At 70.6% G+C, this 17,597-nt stretch carries 16 protein-coding genes; 9 read left to right on the top strand and 7 right to left on the bottom strand.

Annotated elements, in window-relative coordinates; translation table 11 throughout:
* Positions 1-212: 212 nt before the first annotated feature.
* Complete coding sequence (locus N4G66_RS01610) at positions 213-1,151, top strand: NAD-dependent epimerase/dehydratase family protein (RefSeq protein ID WP_261702058.1); 939 nt, start codon at positions 213-215, stop codon at positions 1,149-1,151.
* A gap of 397 nt (positions 1,152-1,548) precedes the next feature.
* Here the strand turns inward: N4G66_RS01610 and N4G66_RS01605 are convergent, their stop codons facing one another.
* Entirely contained in the window at positions 1,549-2,226 is a 678-nt protein-coding gene (locus tag N4G66_RS01605) for a hypothetical protein (protein WP_391858731.1), read from the bottom strand.
* A 225-nt stretch (positions 2,227-2,451) separates the two neighbouring features.
* Positions 2,452-2,955, bottom strand: coding sequence for an NUDIX hydrolase (locus N4G66_RS01600; protein WP_391858730.1), 504 nt, complete (start codon positions 2,953-2,955; stop codon positions 2,452-2,454).
* Positions 2,956-3,176: 221 nt separating this feature from the next.
* Here N4G66_RS01600 and N4G66_RS01595 point away from each other — a divergent pair, with 221 nt between their 5' ends.
* The 3 genes from N4G66_RS01595 (at position 3,177) to N4G66_RS01585 (ending at position 4,806) form a co-directional block, all read left to right on the top strand.
* On the top strand, positions 3,177-3,707 hold the full coding sequence (locus N4G66_RS01595) for a helix-turn-helix domain-containing protein (RefSeq protein WP_261702056.1): 531 nt from the start codon (positions 3,177-3,179) through the stop codon (positions 3,705-3,707).
* Positions 3,708-3,763: 56 nt separating this feature from the next.
* Positions 3,764-4,351 carry a hypothetical protein gene (locus N4G66_RS01590; protein WP_261702055.1) on the top strand — a complete coding sequence of 196 codons (588 nt, stop codon included), beginning with the start codon at positions 3,764-3,766 and terminating at the stop codon, positions 4,349-4,351.
* Positions 4,352-4,467: 116 nt separating this feature from the next.
* Positions 4,468-4,806, top strand: a complete 339-nt coding sequence (locus N4G66_RS01585) for a DUF2516 family protein (protein WP_261702143.1) — start codon at positions 4,468-4,470, stop codon at positions 4,804-4,806.
* A 367-nt stretch (positions 4,807-5,173) separates the two neighbouring features.
* Here the strand turns inward: N4G66_RS01585 and N4G66_RS01580 are convergent, their stop codons facing one another.
* The 3 genes from N4G66_RS01580 to N4G66_RS01570 form a co-directional block, all read right to left on the bottom strand.
* Entirely contained in the window at positions 5,174-6,502 is a 1,329-nt protein-coding gene (locus N4G66_RS01580) for a PP2C family protein-serine/threonine phosphatase (protein ID WP_261702054.1), read from the bottom strand.
* Between the two features lie 326 nt (positions 6,503-6,828).
* Positions 6,829-7,920, bottom strand: coding sequence for a C40 family peptidase (locus tag N4G66_RS01575; protein WP_261702053.1), 1,092 nt, complete (start codon positions 7,918-7,920; stop codon positions 6,829-6,831).
* 476 nt (positions 7,921-8,396) lie between these two features.
* Positions 8,397-9,245: a class I SAM-dependent methyltransferase gene (locus tag N4G66_RS01570; RefSeq protein ID WP_391858729.1), complete on the bottom strand. Its 849-nt coding sequence runs from the start codon at positions 9,243-9,245 to the stop codon at positions 8,397-8,399.
* A gap of 313 nt (positions 9,246-9,558) precedes the next feature.
* Between N4G66_RS01570 and mshA the strand changes: the two genes are divergently transcribed.
* From mshA to N4G66_RS01555, 3 genes are all read left to right on the top strand, one after another.
* Positions 9,559-10,896: a D-inositol-3-phosphate glycosyltransferase gene (gene mshA / locus N4G66_RS01565; RefSeq protein WP_261702051.1), complete on the top strand. Its 1,338-nt coding sequence runs from the start codon at positions 9,559-9,561 to the stop codon at positions 10,894-10,896.
* A 301-nt stretch (positions 10,897-11,197) separates the two neighbouring features.
* Entirely contained in the window at positions 11,198-11,689 is a 492-nt protein-coding gene (locus tag N4G66_RS01560) for a type III secretion system chaperone family protein (RefSeq protein ID WP_261702050.1), read from the top strand.
* A gap of 175 nt (positions 11,690-11,864) precedes the next feature.
* The gene (locus N4G66_RS01555) at positions 11,865-13,622 is read left to right on the top strand and encodes a glycosyl hydrolase family 28-related protein (RefSeq protein WP_261702049.1); all 1,758 of its coding nucleotides are present in this window, start codon (positions 11,865-11,867) and stop codon (positions 13,620-13,622) included.
* A gap of 62 nt (positions 13,623-13,684) precedes the next feature.
* On the opposite strand, the gene N4G66_RS01550 is transcribed toward N4G66_RS01555, so the two are convergent.
* The gene (locus tag N4G66_RS01550) at positions 13,685-14,476 is read right to left on the bottom strand and encodes a helix-turn-helix transcriptional regulator (protein ID WP_261702048.1); all 792 of its coding nucleotides are present in this window, start codon (positions 14,474-14,476) and stop codon (positions 13,685-13,687) included.
* Positions 14,477-14,525: 49 nt separating this feature from the next.
* On the opposite strand from N4G66_RS01550, the gene N4G66_RS01545 reads away from it, so the two are divergent.
* Positions 14,526-14,978, top strand: coding sequence for a DUF2000 domain-containing protein (locus tag N4G66_RS01545; RefSeq protein WP_261702047.1), 453 nt, complete (start codon positions 14,526-14,528; stop codon positions 14,976-14,978).
* 52 nt (positions 14,979-15,030) lie between these two features.
* On the opposite strand, the gene N4G66_RS01540 is transcribed toward N4G66_RS01545, so the two are convergent.
* Positions 15,031-16,383, bottom strand: coding sequence for an MDR family MFS transporter (locus N4G66_RS01540; protein WP_261702046.1), 1,353 nt, complete (start codon positions 16,381-16,383; stop codon positions 15,031-15,033).
* 195 nt (positions 16,384-16,578) lie between these two features.
* Here N4G66_RS01540 and N4G66_RS01535 point away from each other — a divergent pair, with 195 nt between their 5' ends.
* A complete protein-coding gene (locus N4G66_RS01535) occupies positions 16,579-17,340 on the top strand; it encodes a phosphoglyceromutase (protein WP_261702045.1) in 762 nt (253 codons plus the stop codon).
* Positions 17,341-17,597 lie beyond the last annotated feature (257 nt).

Raw genomic sequence — 17,597 nt, 5'->3', positions numbered from 1 at the left:
GGGCCTTGAGGCCGCTCGTGAGGCGGTCCACCTCGGAGCGTACGCGGCAGCCGGGATCCGCCTCCCTTTCCCACGCCTGCGCCCCGGAGTGCCGTCCGCATGTCACACATGCCCCGGTCTGGTTCGTCCATGAGGTGAGAGCCGGTCGTGGCCTCAGGCGGCATCCCGCGGGATCCGGTGGATCCGGCGGGACCGGGCGAATCGGGAAGGTGATGGTCATGCGGGTGTTCGTGGCAGGCGGGACCGGGGTCCTGGGGCAGCGGCTGGTGCCGCAGCTCGTGGCCCGTGGTCACCAGGTGACGGCGACGACGACGAGCGCGGCCAAACTGGGACTGTTGCGGCGGCTCGGCGCCGACGGCGTCGTGATGGACGGGCTGGACGCGGGGTCGGTCGGCGAGGCGGTGGCGGGCGCCCGGCCGGACACGATCGTCCACCAGATGACCGCGATCTCCATGGCGCACGCGGGCAAGCCCGACATCAAGCACCCGGACCGCTGGTTCGCCACCACCAACCGGCTGCGCACCGAGGGGACGGACCATCTGCTGGCTGCGGCGGAGGCGACCGGCGTCCCCCATTTCGTCGCTCAGGGCTACGCCAGTTGGAACGGCATCCGCGAGGGCGGCTGGGTGAAGACGGAGGAGGACCCGCTGGACCTGATGGAGGGGACGGCGGCGCACGCGGGCATGCTGGCGATGCGCCATGTCGAGGAGGTGACCCTCAAGGCCGGCGGAGCGGTCCTGCGTTACGGCGCGTTCTACGGCCCCGGCGCCACCGACGACCAGGTCGAGTTGGTGCGCAAGCGGCAGTTCCCACTGGTCGGGCGGGCCACCGGCCACAGCTCGTGGATCCATCTCGACGACGCGGCGAGTGCCACCGTCCTGGCCGTGGAGCAGAAGGCGACGGGCGTGTTCAACATCGTCGACGACGATCCGGCCCCGGCCTCCGAGTGGCTGCCCCACCTGGCCTCGTGTGCGGGGGCGAAACGGCCGGTGCGGATTCCCGTGTGGCTGGCACGACTGGTGGCCGGGGACCAGGCGGTGGTGATGATGACCGAGGGGCGCGGTTTCTCCAACGCCAAGGCCAAACGGGACCTCGGCTGGTTGCCGCGCCATCCGTCGTGGCGCCGGGGTTTCGCGGAAACGCTGGCCTGACCCGGGCCGCACTCCACCGCGGATACTCCACCGCGCACGTCACATGGCGAAGGCAAGGAGCTTCGCCGCTCCTTGCCTCTCTCGACGTGTAGCGCACAGGGGGGCTCGCGGCAAGACCCGGTGGGTGCCACAGAATTGTCGACCTGCCGCCCGGCGTGCTCAGCATGAGCATCGCCGTCATCACCATGTACGTCATCGCCCCCGTGTGCGCCCCGATCGCGCTCCGCCTCCACGGCGGGCAGGCCTGAGGGGCGACAGCAGGCAGGGGGAGGGGCGATCCGTGTCCTGTCCCAGCTAAGTGTGGGCGGGGCCAGGTCCTGACCTGCGGTGCCTACGGTTGTTCGGGACGAGTCGACGGCTGGCGTCCCACTCAACCGTAGGCAGTTGCTCTCCGGCATCAGGTGGTTTCGTTGCCCAGTGGGTAGCCGATCTCAGCAATGTCCTTTGCCAGGGCGCCCATCGCGGCCTCAGGGTTCAAAGCGGCAACCACCTCGCTCGTCAGGGGATGCAGTGCAAACACGTGCTGAATGGCTGCGAGGGGGAGCGGGATTTCGTAGTAGTCCTCGGCGAAGTGCTGGAACGCTTCCGCAGACCGGTCGGCCAGCAACCGGAACAAGTGCTCGGAGCCATCCGGATCGCTGGCACCGTCGTCAGGAAACTCGATCGTCCCCGTATTCCAAGCTTCATCGCCCACCTCCCGCCATGCGCAGGCGGTCACGACGGGCATTCCGTCCTCGTCGGCGAACGCGGGCTCTTCGACGCAGGAGCGGAAGGGTTCCGGGACGTCGTCCAGCACGCCCGGCCACGGCCCGTCGTTGGCATAGGGACTCATGTGTGACTCGTGTGCGAAGCCACGGATGTAGGCACCGACGGCCGAGAAGACGATAGAAAACTCGTCGCCCGATCCGTCGCGCATCGAGGCCACCTCTTCCCCGGCGGACCAGTGCGCGTCGAAGGAGTAGTGCCGATCGGCCCATTCCGGGCCGAGTATCGCTTCCAGCATCGCCATCGAGCGGCAGTGATCGCGAAGCGCGGAAATCTCGGGCAGTTGCCGAGCAACATCGTGAATGGTCACGTCTGCATCCAACATCAGGGGTCTGACAGCCATGGAGGCGCGGAGTATCGGGCGACTCGGCGCACGAAGGTGCCGATACGTCGGTCAGGACCCGTTGTGGGAGAGCACGGACCGCCAGCCATCGAGCGGGAGTCGATCAAGCATCCGTATTCCCTATTACGGACAGCCGCTTTCACAAGGAGGTTTGGCTGCAAGCGGGTGTCCCAGCCCGCGAGGCGGGCAAGGTCAGGACTGCGCGGTCCGAAACGCGAGATACCGGCTGAAGGCTTCGTGGCTGTCGGGGGTGAAGCGCCACTCCAGCAGGGCCGACCGCAGCTCCGGCTCGGTCAGCCGGCCATGCCAGGCGACCTCATCGGGATCGGGGACCACGGCATCCGGCACCACGGCTTCGTGCACGCCGAGCCAGTGAGGGCTCAAACCGCTGCGGTTGATGAACGTGAACAGCAAGCGCGGCAGCACACGGATGCCCAACTCTTCGGCCAGCTCCCGCGCGGCGGCCTGTTCATAGGATTCGCCGACATCCACGGCGCCACCGACCATGACCTCGTAGAGCCCGGGGAAGCGCGACAACTGCTCCGACCGCTGGTGGACGAGGATCCGGCCACGCTCATCACGACACACCGTCACGGCGACCCGGTGCAGCCAACCCTCCCGGATGGCCTGCCGGCGGCTGACCACCACCCCCAGCACACGATCTTGATCGTCGACACGCTCCACCAGTTCGTCCACGACGCACACCCTGGCAGAGCTCACTGACAACGCCGCTTCTCTGCGACCCGTGGAGGGCGTCCCGAGAGCACCTGCACCAGGAGGCCGGACGCGGATGACGACGGTTGTCGTGCAAATACGACACCTATCGTGCTCAGGCTCATGTCGTACTACAAGTGGCGTGGCACACTTTTGCAAGCAGGTGCTTGCAATAGTTAGCGAGGATGCGGCAAGCTGGAGCCATGGCATCGCTCAACGTCGGCAATCTTGGTGAGTATCTGCGGGAACAGCGGCGCACCGCGCAGCTGTCGCTGCGGCAGCTCGCCGACGCCGCCGGGGTGTCCAATCCGTATCTGAGCCAGATCGAGCGCGGGCTGCGCAAGCCGAGCGCGGAGGTGCTCCAGCAGGTCGCCAAGGCGCTGCGGATCTCCGCCGAGACGCTGTATGTGCGGGCCGGCATTCTCGACGCCGAGCGGGACCGGGACGAGGTGGAGACGCGTGCAGTCATCCTCGCCGATCCCACGCTGAACGAGCGGCAGAAGCAGGTGCTGCTCCAGATCTACGAGTCCTTCCGCAAGGAGAACGGATTCGAGATCGCGCCGGCGGACGAGACCGCTCGCGGCGTCGAGGTGCCCGGCACCGGCGAAGGCCGCGGCGCCGACGTACCCGAGGCTCAGGACATACCGGACGCCCAGCCTTCACCGGACACCGCCGTCCGCGGCCCCCGTACGGCCGACGGCAGCGATGCCGATCCGCAGCAGACCGCGAGTTGACCGCATGCGGATCACCAAAACCCTCAGCTGAAAGCGATTACGGGAGGACCATCGTCATGGCCATCACCGACGACATCCGCAAGGCCGCCACGGACCCGACCCCGCTCTACTTCCTCGCCGGCACCGCCGACCTGGCCGTTCAGCAGGCGAAGAAGGTCCCCGGCATCGTGGAGCAGATCCGCGCCGAGGCCCCGGCGCGCATCGACACCGTGAAGAACATCGACCCGAACGCCGTGCAGGAGAAGGCCACCGCCCGCGCCAAGGTGGCGCAGGAGAACCTGCAGGCCAAGGTGACGGAGATCCTCAGCACCCTCGACACCGACCTGAAGAAGCTCGGTGAGTCCGCCCAGGACTTCGCCCTGCGCGGTGTCGGCGTCGCCGCCGAGTACGCCGTCAAGGCCCGGGAGACGTACGAGAAGGTCGCCGAGCACGGTGAGCAGACCGTGCGGACCTGGCGCGGCGAGGCCGCCGAGGAGATCGAGGACCTCGCCATCGCCGTCGAGCCGAACGCCGAGCCGGTCGAGGTCAAGGAAGAGGAGAAGCCGGCGGCCGTCGCCGACGACGCTCCCTCCAAGAAGAGCCCGGCGAAGAAGGTCCCGGTGCGCAAGCCGGTCGCCAAGAAGACGACTCCGCCCGCGAAGTAGGCGAGCGGGGGCAACACGACTCCGCCTTACGCGGACGGGCCGGGCACTCTCTGAGTTCCCGGCCCGTTCTCCGGGTACGGTGGCCGTAGAGACGACTCGAACGGGCGGTGGGCATTGTGCTGATGACGGCATTCGGCGGTCTGATGTGGCTGATCTTCACAGCCATGCTCGTGCTCGCCGTGGTGGCGCTGGTGATGGCCGCGATCGCCCGCGAGGACGCCTACCGAGCCGCCGACAAGCAGAACAAGATGTTCTGGCTGATCATCCTCGGCATCACCGTGGCCGTGAACCTGCTGGTGCCGATGCTCTTCCTGCAGATCGCGGGCCTGATCGCCACGATCGTCTTCTTCGTCGACGTCCGCCCCGCGCTGCGCCAGGTATCCGGCGGCGGCCGAGGCCGCCGCGGCGGAAGCAGCAGCGACGGTCCTTACGGCCCCTACAACGGCGGCCGGTAGAACACACCGCCCGAGACACGGCGGCCGGTGGACCGCAGTTTCCAGGCCCAGCGGCCCAGCGGCCTGGCGGTACGCGGCAGCCGGTGGGGCATGGGCATCCCTCCGGTGACGGACGCGGCGACCGGCGGGAGCGCACCTCCCGAGGCGCACATCCCGGGACACACTGCTTGAGGCGTACTGCCCGAGGCGTACTGCCCGAGGCGTACTGCCCGAGGCGTACTGCCCGAGGCGTACCGCCCGAGAAGCGGCGGCCGGTTGGTCGCACTCCGCGATCCGGCGGCATGTGGCAGCCAGCAGCCAGTGGTCGGCAGCCAGGTGTCAGCAGTCAGCGGTCGGCGGGAGATACCCCGCGGCGCGGCGTCGGACCCTACGGCGTCCTGTCCAGGAGCAGTACCGCCACGTCGTCCGCCAGCTCCCCGCCGTTGAGTTCGCGCGCCTCGTTCACCGCCGCGCGCAGCAGCTCCTCGCCCTGGAGTCCCTGGGCGAGCTGGCGGCGGACCATCTCCACCATGCCGTCCAGGCCCAGGCGTTCGTTGCCTACGCCGGTGTGGCCCTCGATCAGACCGTCGGTGTAGAGCATCAGGCTCCACGCGGCACCCAGTTCCACCTGCATGCGCGGCCAGCGGGCGTTCGGGAGCAGGCCGAGCGCGGGACCGTTGTTCTCGTACGGCAGCAGTTCGGCGGGCCGGCCCGGGCGGGCGATCAGGGGCGACGGGTGACCGGCGAGGCAGAGCCCGGCGCGGCGGCCGTCCGGCGCGATGTCCACGGTGCACAGCGTCGCGAAGATCTCGTCGTTCTCGCGCTCGTGCTCCAGGACCTGCTGCAGCGTGGACAGGAGTTCGTCGCCGCACAGGCCCGCGAACGTCAGCGCGCGCCAGGCGATGCGCAGTTCCACACCGAGCGCCGCCTCGTCGGGCCCGTGCCCGCACACGTCGCCGATCATCGCGTGCACCGTGCCGTCGGCCGTGCGCACGGTGTCGTAGAAGTCGCCGCCGAGCAGCGCGCGGGAGCGGCCCGGACGGTAGCGCGCGGCGAAGCGCAGCTGGGAGCCCTCCAGCAGCGGGGTCGGCAGCAGACCGCGTTCCAGACGGGCGTTCTCCTGGGCCCGCAGCTTGGACTCGGTGAGCCGTCGCTCGGCCTTGTCGGAACGTTTCCTCTCGACCGCGTAGCGGATCGCCCGGCTCAGCAGCCGGCTGTCCAGCTCGTCGCGGAAGAGGTAGTCCTGGGCGCCGACGCGCACCGCCTCGGTGCCGCGCTCGGCGTCGCCGGACGCGGTGAGCGCGAGGACGGCGTGGCCGGGCGCGAGCCGCAGTACGTGCTTGAGCGTCGCCAGCTCGTCGGCGCTGTCCGCCGCCCGGCCCGGCGCGGGCAGCGCGAGGTCGAGCAGGATGCAGTGGACGTCGTCGGTGAGCAGCCGCTCGGCCTCGGTGAGGTTGCGGGCGGTACGGATCCGGATCGGCTTTCCGGCCGCGTCGAGCATTTCGGGCACGCCGAGCGAACCCGCCGGGTCGTCTTCGATGACCAGGAGGGTCAGCTGGGTGGTGCCGGCGATCGGGGTCGTGGTGCGGGCTTCCGGTGCTGTCCCGGCAGGGCCGCCGGTTGTGTCTCCGGATGGGCCGCCGGGTGAGAACACGGCTTGAGCCTGACCACTCTCCACGGCCGGGATCGCTCTCTGCCGCGGTACGGGTACGGGCATCGTCTGGGTTCCTTCCCTCCCCCCGAGGGCGTGGTGGGCGAAGGACCTCGACCCACCGACGGGGACCATAGCGCCCGCCGGTGCCGCAACGGAATGGCGGACGGCGCGGCACCCGGCAAAGGGCCACCGTCATATGCCGCATCCCGTAACGCATTTGGACAGGACGCGGTTTCGCCAGGGATGACGAAGGTCACGTCCTTGCGGTTGCGGGGGCGGGGCAACCGTGCGGTGCGTCACGTGCGGTGCGTCACTCGTGCCCCCGTCGCGCTTGACGCCTCATGTGGTCCGCGGTGCCGGGCGCCTTGTGCGGCGCTTTCTGCGGCGGCCTACGCGTCCGGCCGTACGACGCCCAGAATCTGCATCGAGCCCGCCCCTGTGATCGTCACCGTGCGTCCGGGGCGCGGGGCGTGCACGACCGCGCCGTCCCCTATGTACATCCCGACATGGCTGGCGTCGTCGAAGTAGATGATCAGGTCGCCGGGGCGCATGTCCTTGATGTCGACGTGCTCGAGCTGCTTCCACTGCTCCTGCGAGGTGCGGGGGATGGGGTGACCGGCGGCGGCCCAGGCCTGCGAGGTGAGCCCCGAGCAGTCGAACGTCTTCGGACCTTCGGCGCCCCATTCGTACGGCTTGCCGATCTGGTCGGTCGCGTACTTCACGGCCTTCTTGCCCTGCTCGGACGCCTCGCTGCTGATGTCCGCGAGAACACCGGAGCTCAGCCAGGTCGACTGCGCCTGGTACGCGGCCTCCTCCTCCAGCTTCGCCAGCCGCTCCTTCTCCTTCTTCTCCAGCCGGGACTCCAGCTTCTCGGCTTCGGAGATCCGCTGCTTGATCTTCTTCTTGGCCTCGGCCCTGGTCTCGCGGTCGGCCTCCAGCTTCCGCCACTGCGCGGAGGCGTCCTCGGCGTACTGCTGCAAGTCCTGCTGGGTGCGCGCCATCTCGTCCAGCAGCCCCTTGGTGGCGTGCTCGCCCTGCCGCACCCGTCCGGCGCCGTCGAGGAATTCCTGCGGGTCGTCGCTCAGCCACAGCCGCGCCTCGGGCGGCAGCCCGCCGCCCCGGTACTGCGCACGGGCTGCGGCGCCCGCGCGGTCCTTCAACTCGTCGAGCTTCGCCTGGCCCTTGACGATCTCCTGCGCCAGGCCGACGATCTCGGCGGACTGCTTCGCGGCCTTCTCCTCGGCGGCGTTGTACGCGTCCGTGGCGACCGCCGCGTCGTGGTACAGCTTGTCGAGTTTCTTGCGGACCGCTTCAAGGTCCTTGCTGCTCACGGGAGTCTGGGTCGCCGTGGGGGTTCTCGTCGGCGCCGGTTTCGGTGCCGGGCTCGCGTAGGCCGTCCCTGGTGATGCCAGTACCACGCAGGCACATGCGCAGGCCAGGGCCATGGCCGCCGTGGTCAGGCTCCGCTTGCCGGATCCCATTACTCCGCCCCCAAACTGATTTACCGTCAGTAACATACGGAATGCCCGGGGGATCGTGCCATGTCGGCGCGCAATGCGACAGAGCCGGGCAGGAAACTCCCTTCCCCTCGCATGCGAGGGGGCAGGAACTCCCTTCCCCAGGGCCCGCTTCGGCATGACGATCTCATCCCCCGGCGTGTGTGACGTGTGACTCACCGAGATCGTTCCCCGCAGATCACGCACTGGTCGCCTCCCGGCCGCCTGGGCCGATCGGTTCGGCGCGCCCGGGCCCGATCGGTTCGGCGTACCAGGGCCCGATCGGTTCGGCGCGCCCGGGTCTGACCGGTTCGGTGCGCCCGGGTCGTTCGGCTCGTGTGCTTCCGGGGGCCCCGGTCCACCCCCAGGCCGGCCCCGGTCCACCCCCGGGCCGGTCCGGGTCCGTCCCCGTCCACCACCGTGCCGGCCGCTGTCGTGGCCTGTCGGATGCGCGGCGCCCGTCAGGTGCGGGGCGCCAACGCCTCCCAGCGCACCGTCACTTCGCCCTGGCGCCAGCGGGTGATCCCGTCGGTGACCGGCCAGTCGGCCGTCAGGTCGCGGACCGTGCGTACCCAGCGCTGCCTCGCGCCGTACGCGGCGTACGGCGCGGCGGCCGCCCAGGCGCGGTCGAAGTCACGGAGGAAGGTGTGCACGGGCTCGCCCGGCACATTGCGGTGGATGAGCGCCTTCGGCAGCCGCTCGGCCAGGTCGGACGGGCGGTCGAGCGAGCCGAGCCGGGTGGCGAACGTGACCGTGCGTGGGCCTTCCGGGCCGAGGGCGACCCAGACGTGCCGACGGCCGATCTCGTCGCAGGTGCCCTCGACGAGCAGTCCGCCCCGGGAGTAGTGGTCCACCGGTGCGAGCCGCGCGCGGAGCCGCCGCCAGACCTCGGCGACCTGCTCCTCGTCGTACTGGCGCAGCACGTTCGCCGCCCGGATGAGGTGCGGTCGGCCCGGCACGGGGACCTCGAAGCCACCGTGCCGGAAGGCGAGGCCCTCGCGTTCGTACGGGCGGGCGGCGGCGACCCGGGCCGGTTCGATCTCGATGCCGAAGACGTGCGTGCGGGGTGCGGTGGTGCGCAGGCGGCTCAGCAGTTCGACCGCGGTCCAGGGCGCGGCGCCATAGCCGAGGTCGACGGCCACCGGGTCCGGCGTCCTGCGGAGTTCGGCGCCGTGCACCGCCGTGATCCAGCGGTCCATGCGGCGCAGGCGGTTGGGATTCGTCGTCCCGCGCGTCACCGTACCCACGATGGGGGTGCCCCCGCTCGAGCGAAGCCGAGAGTGGGGGAGGGACGCTGCGCGGGTTGTCATGCGTACGAGAGTAGGCGGCCCCGGCGGAGGCCGGGTGACCCTGTGGACAACCCGCGGCCGGCCCCGGTCCGCTGTGGAAAACCCCGGTGGATCCCCTGCGGAAACCCGCGTGGATCCCCTGCGGAAACCCGCGTGGATCCCCGGCGGATCCCCGGCGGGCAGGGAGGCAGACGCACGCCTGGATCGAACGGTTGAGCGACCGGCGGTAATGATTCGGCAAAGAGGAAATGGAGCGGAGACCTCCGGCGTTCCACCTCCTGGAGGGCGTGACACGTCCTCCGACCGGCATGCCCGCAGCGAGGAGGAACGCTACGTGAGCCAGTACGTCAGCAGGCTCGGGCGTCGCTCTCCGGCGGCACCCTCACGGCTCAGGCTGCACCGTAGGCCCCGTCGCGTCGCGATGCTCTCCGTGCACACCTCGCCCCTGCACCAGCCCGGCACGGGCGACGCGGGCGGGATGAACGTATACATCGTCGAACTCGCCCAGCGGCTCGCCGCGATCAACATCGAGGTCGAGATCTTCACGCGGGCCACCACCGCGGCACTGCCGCCGAGCGTCGAGCTGGCTCCCGGTGTCCTCGTCCGGCACGTCGACGCGGGCCCCTACGAAGGCCTCGCCAAGGAAGACCTTCCCGCCCAGCTGTGCGCGTTCACCCATGGCGTCATGCAGGCCTGGGCCGGTCACCGCCCCGGTTACTACGACCTCGTGCACTCGCACTACTGGCTCTCCGGCCACGTCGGCTGGCTGGCCGCCGAGCGCTGGGGCGCACCCCTGGTGCACGCGATGCACACCATGGCCAAGGTCAAGAACGCGGCGCTGGCCGAGGGCGACACTCCCGAGCCCGCCGCCCGGGTCATCGGCGAGACCCAGATCGTGCGCGCCGCCGACCGTCTCATCGCGAACACCGCGGAAGAGGCCGACGAGCTCGTACGCCACTACGGGGCGCAGGCCGACAAGGTCGCCGTCGTCCATCCGGGCGTCAACCTCGACCGCTTCCGGCCCGCCGACGGCCGCGCCGCCGCCCGCGCCCGGCTCGGCCTCCCGCAGGACGCCCTGATCCCTCTCTTCGCGGGCCGTATACAGCCCCTGAAGGCCCCCGACGTGCTGCTGCGCGCGGTCGCCGTGCTCCTCGACGAGCGGCCGGAGCTGCGCGCCAGGATCGTCGTCCCCGTGGTGGGCGGTCCGAGCGGCAGCGGGCTCGCCAAGCCCGAAGGTCTCCAGAAGCTGGCCGCGCGGCTGGGCATCGCCGATGTCGTGCGGTTCCGGCCGCCCGTCGGGCAGGACCAGCTCGCGGACTGGTTCCGGGCGGCTTCGGTGCTGGTCATGCCTTCGTACAACGAGTCGTTCGGGCTGGTCGCCATCGAGGCGCAGGCGGCCGGTACGCCGGTGCTCGCGGCGGAGGTCGGCGGCCTGCCGGTGGCCGTGCGCCACCAGGAGACCGGCTTCCTCGTCCCCGGCCATCATCCCGCCGACTACGCGCGCGTGCTGCGCGAATTCGCCGACGACGAGACGCTCGTGGCCCGCATGGGTGCCGCCGCGGCGCGGCACGCGGAGCGCTTCGGCTGGGACACCGCGGCGGCGGCGACGGCGGACGTGTACACGGCAGCGACGCAGGACCACCGACGCCGGGTACGGGCGCACCACGCCTGACGGCCGCCCCGTGCCCGGCGATCGCCCCACGTCCGACCCATGCGCCACGCGTGACGCGGGTGTGCACCACGTCCGTCCGGCGTGTCACGCCGGACGGACGCCCCCGCGCCTGGCTCGTGCGGTCGCCTGACGGCCGCCCCTCCGCCCGCCCCGTGCGGTCGCCCGTCTCCGGTGTGCCACGCCCGCCCCGTGCGGTCGCCTGTCGCCGGTGCGCCGTGCCTGTCGGGCTCGTCCCACCCTTGACGGCCGCCCCCGTCCGACCGGCGCGTCACCCCCGACACGGGTCACGTACGCTCGCCTCATGGCTGACGCAGCGTCGATCATCGAGCGGGTCCTCACCGAGGCGGAGCTGGAGTGGGAGAGCCCCGGGGCGGGCTCGTACGTCGTGAAACTGCCCGGCACCCGCAAGCTCTCGACGACGCTCTCGTTGATCGTCGGCAAGCACTCGCTGTCGCTGAACGCGTTCGTGATCCGCCACCCCGACGAGAACCACGAAGCGGTCCATCGCTGGCTCCTGGAGCGCAATCTCAAGCTCTACGGGGTCGCCTACGCGGTCGACTCCCTCGGCGACGTCTACCTGGTCGGCAAACTGCCGCTGACGGCCGTCACCCCGGAGGAGGTGGACCGTGTCCTCGGGTCCGTCCTCGAAGCGGCCGACGGCTCCTTCAACACGCTCCTGGAGCTCGGTTTCGCCTCCGCGATCCGCAAGGAGTACGCCTGGCGGGTGTCCCGCGGCGAGTCGACGCGCAATCTGGACGCGTTCACACATCTGACCAAGCGCCCCGCCAACTGACCTTGCCGCCCAGCAATTAGGTATTGCAATTAGCTATTGCGCGACCCCTTCCGCGCCGGGGGTCCTCGTGGCATGCTCGCCGCCGACGCAGATCTGAACAACGTTCACATCCATGAAAAATCGCATGAAGGCCGCATGAGGGCCGCACGAGAGCCACATGGAAGGGCGGACGGGCATGACCGACAGGAACGGGTACCCGGGGATCACCAGACGGGCCCTGCTGGGCAGCGCCACGGCCGTGGCGGCCGGCGCCGTGACGGGCACGGTGGCCACGACGGCGGCCGCATCGCCCGGGCCCACGGCGGCGCCGTCACTCGTGCGGGGGGCGGCCGTCGCGGCATCCGGCGGCACACCGGGCACGCTCGCCCGGCAGGGTGAAGTCCCGGCACTCTGGCGGGAGTTCACCCGCTCCCCGTTCACCCACCCGCAGATCCCGTACGTCGGCCGGTCCGGCTCGCACCGTGGGGCGGCGCGCTTCCCCCGCCGCCCCGTCGTGGCCGACATCCGTGACCACGGCGCCGTCGCCGACGACGGAACGACGGACTGCGCTCCCGCGATCAACCGTGCCATCGCCGCTGCCGGAAGGGCCGGCGGTGGCACGGTCACCATCCCTCCCGGGACGTTCCGCATCGACGACCTGATCCACATCGGTCACTCGAACGTGGTCCTCCGGGGCGCCGGCAGCGGCCGTACGACGCTGTACGCGACCAAGAACCTCACCGAGCTCATCGGTGTCTACGGCTCCCGCTACGGCGGCGACAAGTCGTCCTGGTCCTGGGCCGGCGGCCTCATCTGGCTCGCCCCCACGGCCCGTTGGGACTCCCTCGTCGCCGCCATCAGGGCGAAGGCGTGGCCCTTCGAGGGCTGGACCGGCAACGGACGCGACGCCTGGCGGACCCTCACGACCGTCGAGCCCGCACGCCAGGGATCCTGGACGGTGACCGTCGCGGACGCGTCGGGACTGCGCCCCGGCACGCTCGTCCTCCTCCGCCTCGCCGACGACGCGGACCACACCCTCCTGGAGCACATGTCGGGCGGCGGACCAGGCCCGGAGGCGTACTACTGGGACGACAAGACGAAACTGACCTCGTACGTCCCCTACGAGTGGCCCGTACGCGTCGCGCGCGTGCGCGGCCGCAGGGTGACCCTCGAACGCCCCCTCCCGCTCGACGTACGCCCGGAGTGGGATCCGCGGCTGACCACGCACGTCGAGGAGTTGACAGGCTCGGGGGTGGAGGGGCTGACCCTGGAGGCGGTGGAGACACCGCAGTCCCCGCACCTCCTGGACAAGGGCTACAACGGTGTCGTCCTCCAGTGCGCCTACGACTGCTGGGTGGACGACGTCACGGTCCGCCACGTCGACAACGGATTCGGTCTCGTCGCCGCCTCCGCGTGCACCCTGCGCCGTACGACCGTCGCGGGACGCGGTTCGCACCACCCGTACTTCTGCCGTGAGGGCTCGCACGACAACCTGATCGAGGACTTCACCGTCGAGGAGCGCACCGTCCCCGCGCCGGCCGGAACCCAGCTGCACGGCATCAACGTCGAAGGCCTGTCCTCGTACAACGTCTGGTCGCGCGGCGACATGCGGATGGGCACCTTCGACTCCCACCGAGGACTGCCCTTCGCGAACGTCCGCACCGACATCACCGTCGACAACGACGGCCGGCACGGCGGCGACGCCTCCGCCGGACCCCTGTTCGGCGCGCGCTTCACCCACTGGAACGTCCGGGTCACCAACGGCCGGGCCGGCTTGATGAAGATCGACGGCCTCGCCCCCTACAGCGCCACCGTCGGCGTCAACGAGGTCACCGAGTTCGACCAGACCGACGTACCCGACTTCACCGGGGACCTGCATTCCCGACTGGAGCTGTACGGGACGACGGACGTCGTACGGCCGCGCAATCTGTACGAGGCCCAGCGCGACCTCTAGACCCCGCCCGGGACCGCCGAGCGGTCCGCGCCCGGTTCACACCCGTGGGTACCGTCCCGGGGTCACGATCGTGCGTACCGTCCCGGGGTCACCCCCACCAACCGCCGGAAATGGCGGGTGAGATGGGACTGGTCGTAGAAGCCGGTCGCGGTGGCCACCTCGCCCGGTGGCCGTCCGCCGAGGAGCAGGTGGCGGGCGCGGTCCACCCGGCGGGACATCAGGTACTGGTGCGGGGCGATGCCGAACGCGCCGCTGAACGCCCGGACCAGGTGCGCGGGGTGGGCGTGCACGAGCAGTGCGGCCTCGTCGAGGGTGATCCCCTCGACGAGCCGTTCGTCGAGGAGCTCGCGCAGCCGGTGGGCGAGTGGCCGGTCGGCGGGCGAGGGCTCCGCGGCGGACCGGGGGCGCAACAGCCCGCGCAGCCGGTCCGCGATCAGCGTCAGCCTGCTGTCGGCCTCCAGCTCGTCCCCGGGGTCCGCGAGCGCCGTGTGCAACTGACCGACCCGGCGCCGCAGTACGGGATCCGCCAGGTCGGGGCCGTCCACCGCCGGCCCGATGAGATCGTCGGCAAGGCGCGAGCTGTCGAGGTAGAGGACCCGCTTGCGGAAGCCGTGCTCGGTGGCGGGAGCGCCGTTGTGCGGGATGTGCGGCGGCAGCAGCGACACCGTGTCGTGCGGAGTGCCGTGCTCATGCCGGTCGAGGTCGTAGCGGACGGCGCCGTCGTCGACGATCAGCAGGGTCCAGGCCTCGTGCACGTGCATCGGGTACGCGTACTCGGTGTAGTGCGCGTGGAAGACCTCGACGATGCCCGGGACGCTCGGGCGCCACGCGGATATTTCGCGCTGAGGGGCCATGCAAAGAACGTACAAGACGACGGCGGGCGCCGGTCGGCATTCTCGGTGCATGAGCAGCGTGAACAGCATGAACGTCTCCGACGACGCACCCGTCCGCTTCGACACGAAGATCGCCGTCGTGCTGCGCGACGACCTGGAGCCCTGGCAGCGGCTCAACGTGACCGCCTTCCTCGTCAGCGGCCTGGGCGCGGCCGTCCCCGAGGTGATCGGTGAGCCCTACGAGGACGCCGACGCGGTCGTCTACCTGCCGATGTTCCGCCAGCCCGTCATGGTCTTCGAGGCGTCCAAGGAGACGCTGACCGCCGCCCACGGCCGCGCGCTCTCCCGCGCGCTGCCGCGGGCGCTCTTCACGTCCGACCTGTTCGCCACGGGCAACGACCGGGACAACCGCGCGGCCGTACGGGCCGTACGGACCGGTGACCTGGACCTGGTGGGTCTCGCGGTCCATGGGCCGCGGAACGCGGTGGACAAGGTGGTGAAGGGGGCACGGATGCATCCGTGAGGCCGGGGGCTCACGAGGGGGTCCGCGGACACCCCGGCCCGGGACTCGGGTCTCAGGCCGGTGCGGACTCCGTGCGGGGTGCCGGGGCGGCCTCCACCGCGGGGCCGCAGCCCACGGCGGCGGGGCCGACCTCGACGACCGCCTCGTCCGCGAGGGACGTCTGAAGGGGAGCCCGTACCGACTCCCGTACGGGCTCCCGTACCGACTCCTCCGCCGGGAGCCGTCGCATGAGCAGCCCGTACCCGAGCCCCGCCGCCGTGCCGACCACCGCGCACAGCCCCCAGAGCCAGGCCGCGCCGAAGCGGTCGATGACGACGCCGGACATCACCGGGGCGATGAGCGCGGCGAGGGCCCACGAGAGGGTGTACATGCCCTGGTAGCGGCCGCGGCCGTGGACGGGGGAGAGGCGGACGACGAGACCGGTCTGCGTCGGGGCGTTGACGATCTCGGCGAGGGTCCACACGCAGACGGTGAGCGTGAAGACCCCGACCGACCCGGCGAAGGCGGTGAGCCCGAACCCGTACCCGGCGAGCAGCGACGAGATCACGAGCAGCCGTTTGGGGTCCCGGTGCTCGATGAAACGGGTGACCGGGATCTGGAGCGCGACGATCATGACGCCGTTGACGGCGATCGCCGTGCCGTAGTCGGCCGGGGTGAAACCGGCCCTGCCCATGGCCACCGGCAGTCCGACGGAGCCCTGCTGGAAGACGAGGGCGACGAGGAACGACAGGCCGACGACGCTCATGAACCGTCCGTCGCGCAGTACGGTCCCGAGCCCGACCGCGGGTTCCGTCTCCTTGGCGACCTGCACGGGCCTGGACTCCGGGAGCTTCGCGAAGACGACGAGCGCGCAGACGAGGGTCATGCCGGCCTCGATGAGGAAGCCCGCGAGGTAGCTGAACTCGGCGATGAAGCCGGCGCCCATCGAGGAGACGGCGAAACCGAGGTTGATGGCCCAGTAGTTGAGGGAGAAGGCGCGGACGCGGTCCTCGGGCCGGACGATGTCGGCCATCATCGCCTGCACGGCGGGCCGGGAGGCGTTGCTGGCCATGCCGACCAGGAAGGCGACGGAGGCGATGGCCACCGGGTGGTGCATGAAGCCGAGCAGCGCGACCGAGCCGGCCGTCGACACCTGCGCGACGAGCAGGGTGGGCCGCCGGCCGAACCGGTCGGTCATCACTCCGGCGGCGAGCGAGGAGACCACGCCGCCGAGGCCGTGCAGGGACGCGACCAGACCGGCGTACGAGGCGGAGTAGCCGCGGTCGAGGGTCAGATACAGCGCCATGAAGGTGGCGACGAAGGCCCCGAGCCGGTTGATGAGTGTGCTGGTCCACAGCCACCAGAACTCGCGGGGGAGCCCTGAGACGGTCTCGCGGACGGCACGTCTCATGACGGCGGCTGGCATGGATCCCCCACGGATGTAAGCGGCTCGGGCGGTGAGCACAACTTACGAGCGGGCTGCGCCGCAGGGCCACTCAATTAACAGATGCCGTCAACTGAAGGACGCCGAAGAGGGGCCGGAACGGCCAGGCGGGGCTTCCCGTGTCCGACTGATGGCCTAGGGCGCGAGTGGTCGCGGGGTTCGATTACGCTCGGAGCCATGGCCGACGCACCGTACAAACTGATCCTCCTCCGCCACGGCGAGAGCGAATGGAACGCGAAGAACCTGTTCACCGGTTGGGTGGACGTCAACCTCAACGAGAAGGGCGAGAAGGAGGCAGTCCGCGGCGGTGAGCTGCTCAAGGACGCCGGCCTGCTGCCCGACGTGGTCCACACCTCGCTCCAGAAGCGCGCGATCCGCACCGCGCAGCTGGCCCTGGAGTCCGCGGACCGCCTCTGGATCCCGGTCCACCGCAGCTGGCGCCTGAACGAGCGTCACTACGGAGCCCTCCAGGGCAAGGACAAGGCCCAGACGCTCGCCGAGTTCGGCGAGGAGCAGTTCATGCTCTGGCGCCGCTCGTACGACACCCCGCCGCCGGCGCTCGACCGCGACTCCGAGTACTCCCAGTTCGACGACCCGCGCTACGCGGCGCTGCCGCCGGAGCTGCGCCCGCAGACGGAGTGCCTCAAGGACGTCGTCGTCCGCATGCTCCCGTACTGGTTCGACGGCATCGTCCCGGACCTCCTGACCGGTCGTACGGTCCTGGTCGCGGCCCACGGCAACTCGCTCCGCGCTCTGGTCAAGCACCTCGACGGCATCTCCGACGCCGACATCGCGGGCCTGAACATCCCCACCGGCATCCCCCTCTCCTACGAGCTGGACGCCGACTTCAAGCCCCTCAACCCGGGCGGCACCTACCTCGACCCGGACGCTGCCGCGGCGGCGATCGAGGCGGTCAAGAACCAGGGCAAGAAGAAGTAGTTTTCGCGATCACGCCCCCGAACTGCGTTTATGGAGCGGATCGGGGGTGTTTTCACGTCCGGGGCCCACTCTGGGTCCTTCGCTTGCGGAGCGGTGACCGTGTTGGGGTCGAGCTCTGCGTCGGCGACGGCGGCGAGCGCCCGGCTGATCGGGACGGGGCGATGTGGCAACGCGTCCACCGACTCGGGTATCGCGGCCCGAGCAGAGGACCCCGGACCGGCCAGGAGGCCGGCGAGATGGACCGGCTCGTTGACGGT

Origin of the sequence: Streptomyces rhizosphaerihabitans, assembly GCF_025399795.1 — a bacterium.
GTDB lineage: Bacteria > Actinomycetota > Actinomycetes > Streptomycetales > Streptomycetaceae > Streptomyces > Streptomyces rhizosphaerihabitans.
The sequence above is the reverse complement of the archived record's forward strand: the minus strand, read 5'-3'. Positions and strand labels throughout refer to the sequence as shown.

What these genes read in the sequence shown, in the direction of transcription:
- N4G66_RS01610 (WP_261702058.1), top strand. Translation starts at nt 213, where the DNA reads ATGGTCATGCGGGTGTTCGTGGCAGGCGGGACCGGGGTCCTGGGGCAG.
- N4G66_RS01595 (WP_261702056.1), top strand. Translation starts at nt 3,177, where the DNA reads ATGGCATCGCTCAACGTCGGCAATCTTGGTGAGTATCTGCGGGAACAG.
- N4G66_RS01590 (WP_261702055.1), top strand. Translation starts at nt 3,764, where the DNA reads ATGGCCATCACCGACGACATCCGCAAGGCCGCCACGGACCCGACCCCG.
- N4G66_RS01580 (WP_261702054.1), bottom strand. Translation starts at nt 6,502, where the DNA reads ATGCCCGTACCCGTACCGCGGCAGAGAGCGATCCCGGCCGTGGAGAGT.
- N4G66_RS01575 (WP_261702053.1), bottom strand. Translation starts at nt 7,920, where the DNA reads ATGGGATCCGGCAAGCGGAGCCTGACCACGGCGGCCATGGCCCTGGCC.
- N4G66_RS01570 (WP_391858729.1), bottom strand. Translation starts at nt 9,245, where the DNA reads ATGACAACCCGCGCAGCGTCCCTCCCCCACTCTCGGCTTCGCTCGAGC.
- N4G66_RS01560 (WP_261702050.1), top strand. Translation starts at nt 11,198, where the DNA reads ATGGCTGACGCAGCGTCGATCATCGAGCGGGTCCTCACCGAGGCGGAG.
- N4G66_RS01555 (WP_261702049.1), top strand. Translation starts at nt 11,865, where the DNA reads ATGACCGACAGGAACGGGTACCCGGGGATCACCAGACGGGCCCTGCTG.
- N4G66_RS01550 (WP_261702048.1), bottom strand. Translation starts at nt 14,476, where the DNA reads ATGGCCCCTCAGCGCGAAATATCCGCGTGGCGCCCGAGCGTCCCGGGC.
- N4G66_RS01545 (WP_261702047.1), top strand. Translation starts at nt 14,526, where the DNA reads ATGAGCAGCGTGAACAGCATGAACGTCTCCGACGACGCACCCGTCCGC.
- N4G66_RS01540 (WP_261702046.1), bottom strand. Translation starts at nt 16,383, where the DNA reads ATGCCAGCCGCCGTCATGAGACGTGCCGTCCGCGAGACCGTCTCAGGG.
- N4G66_RS01535 (WP_261702045.1), top strand. Translation starts at nt 16,579, where the DNA reads ATGGCCGACGCACCGTACAAACTGATCCTCCTCCGCCACGGCGAGAGC.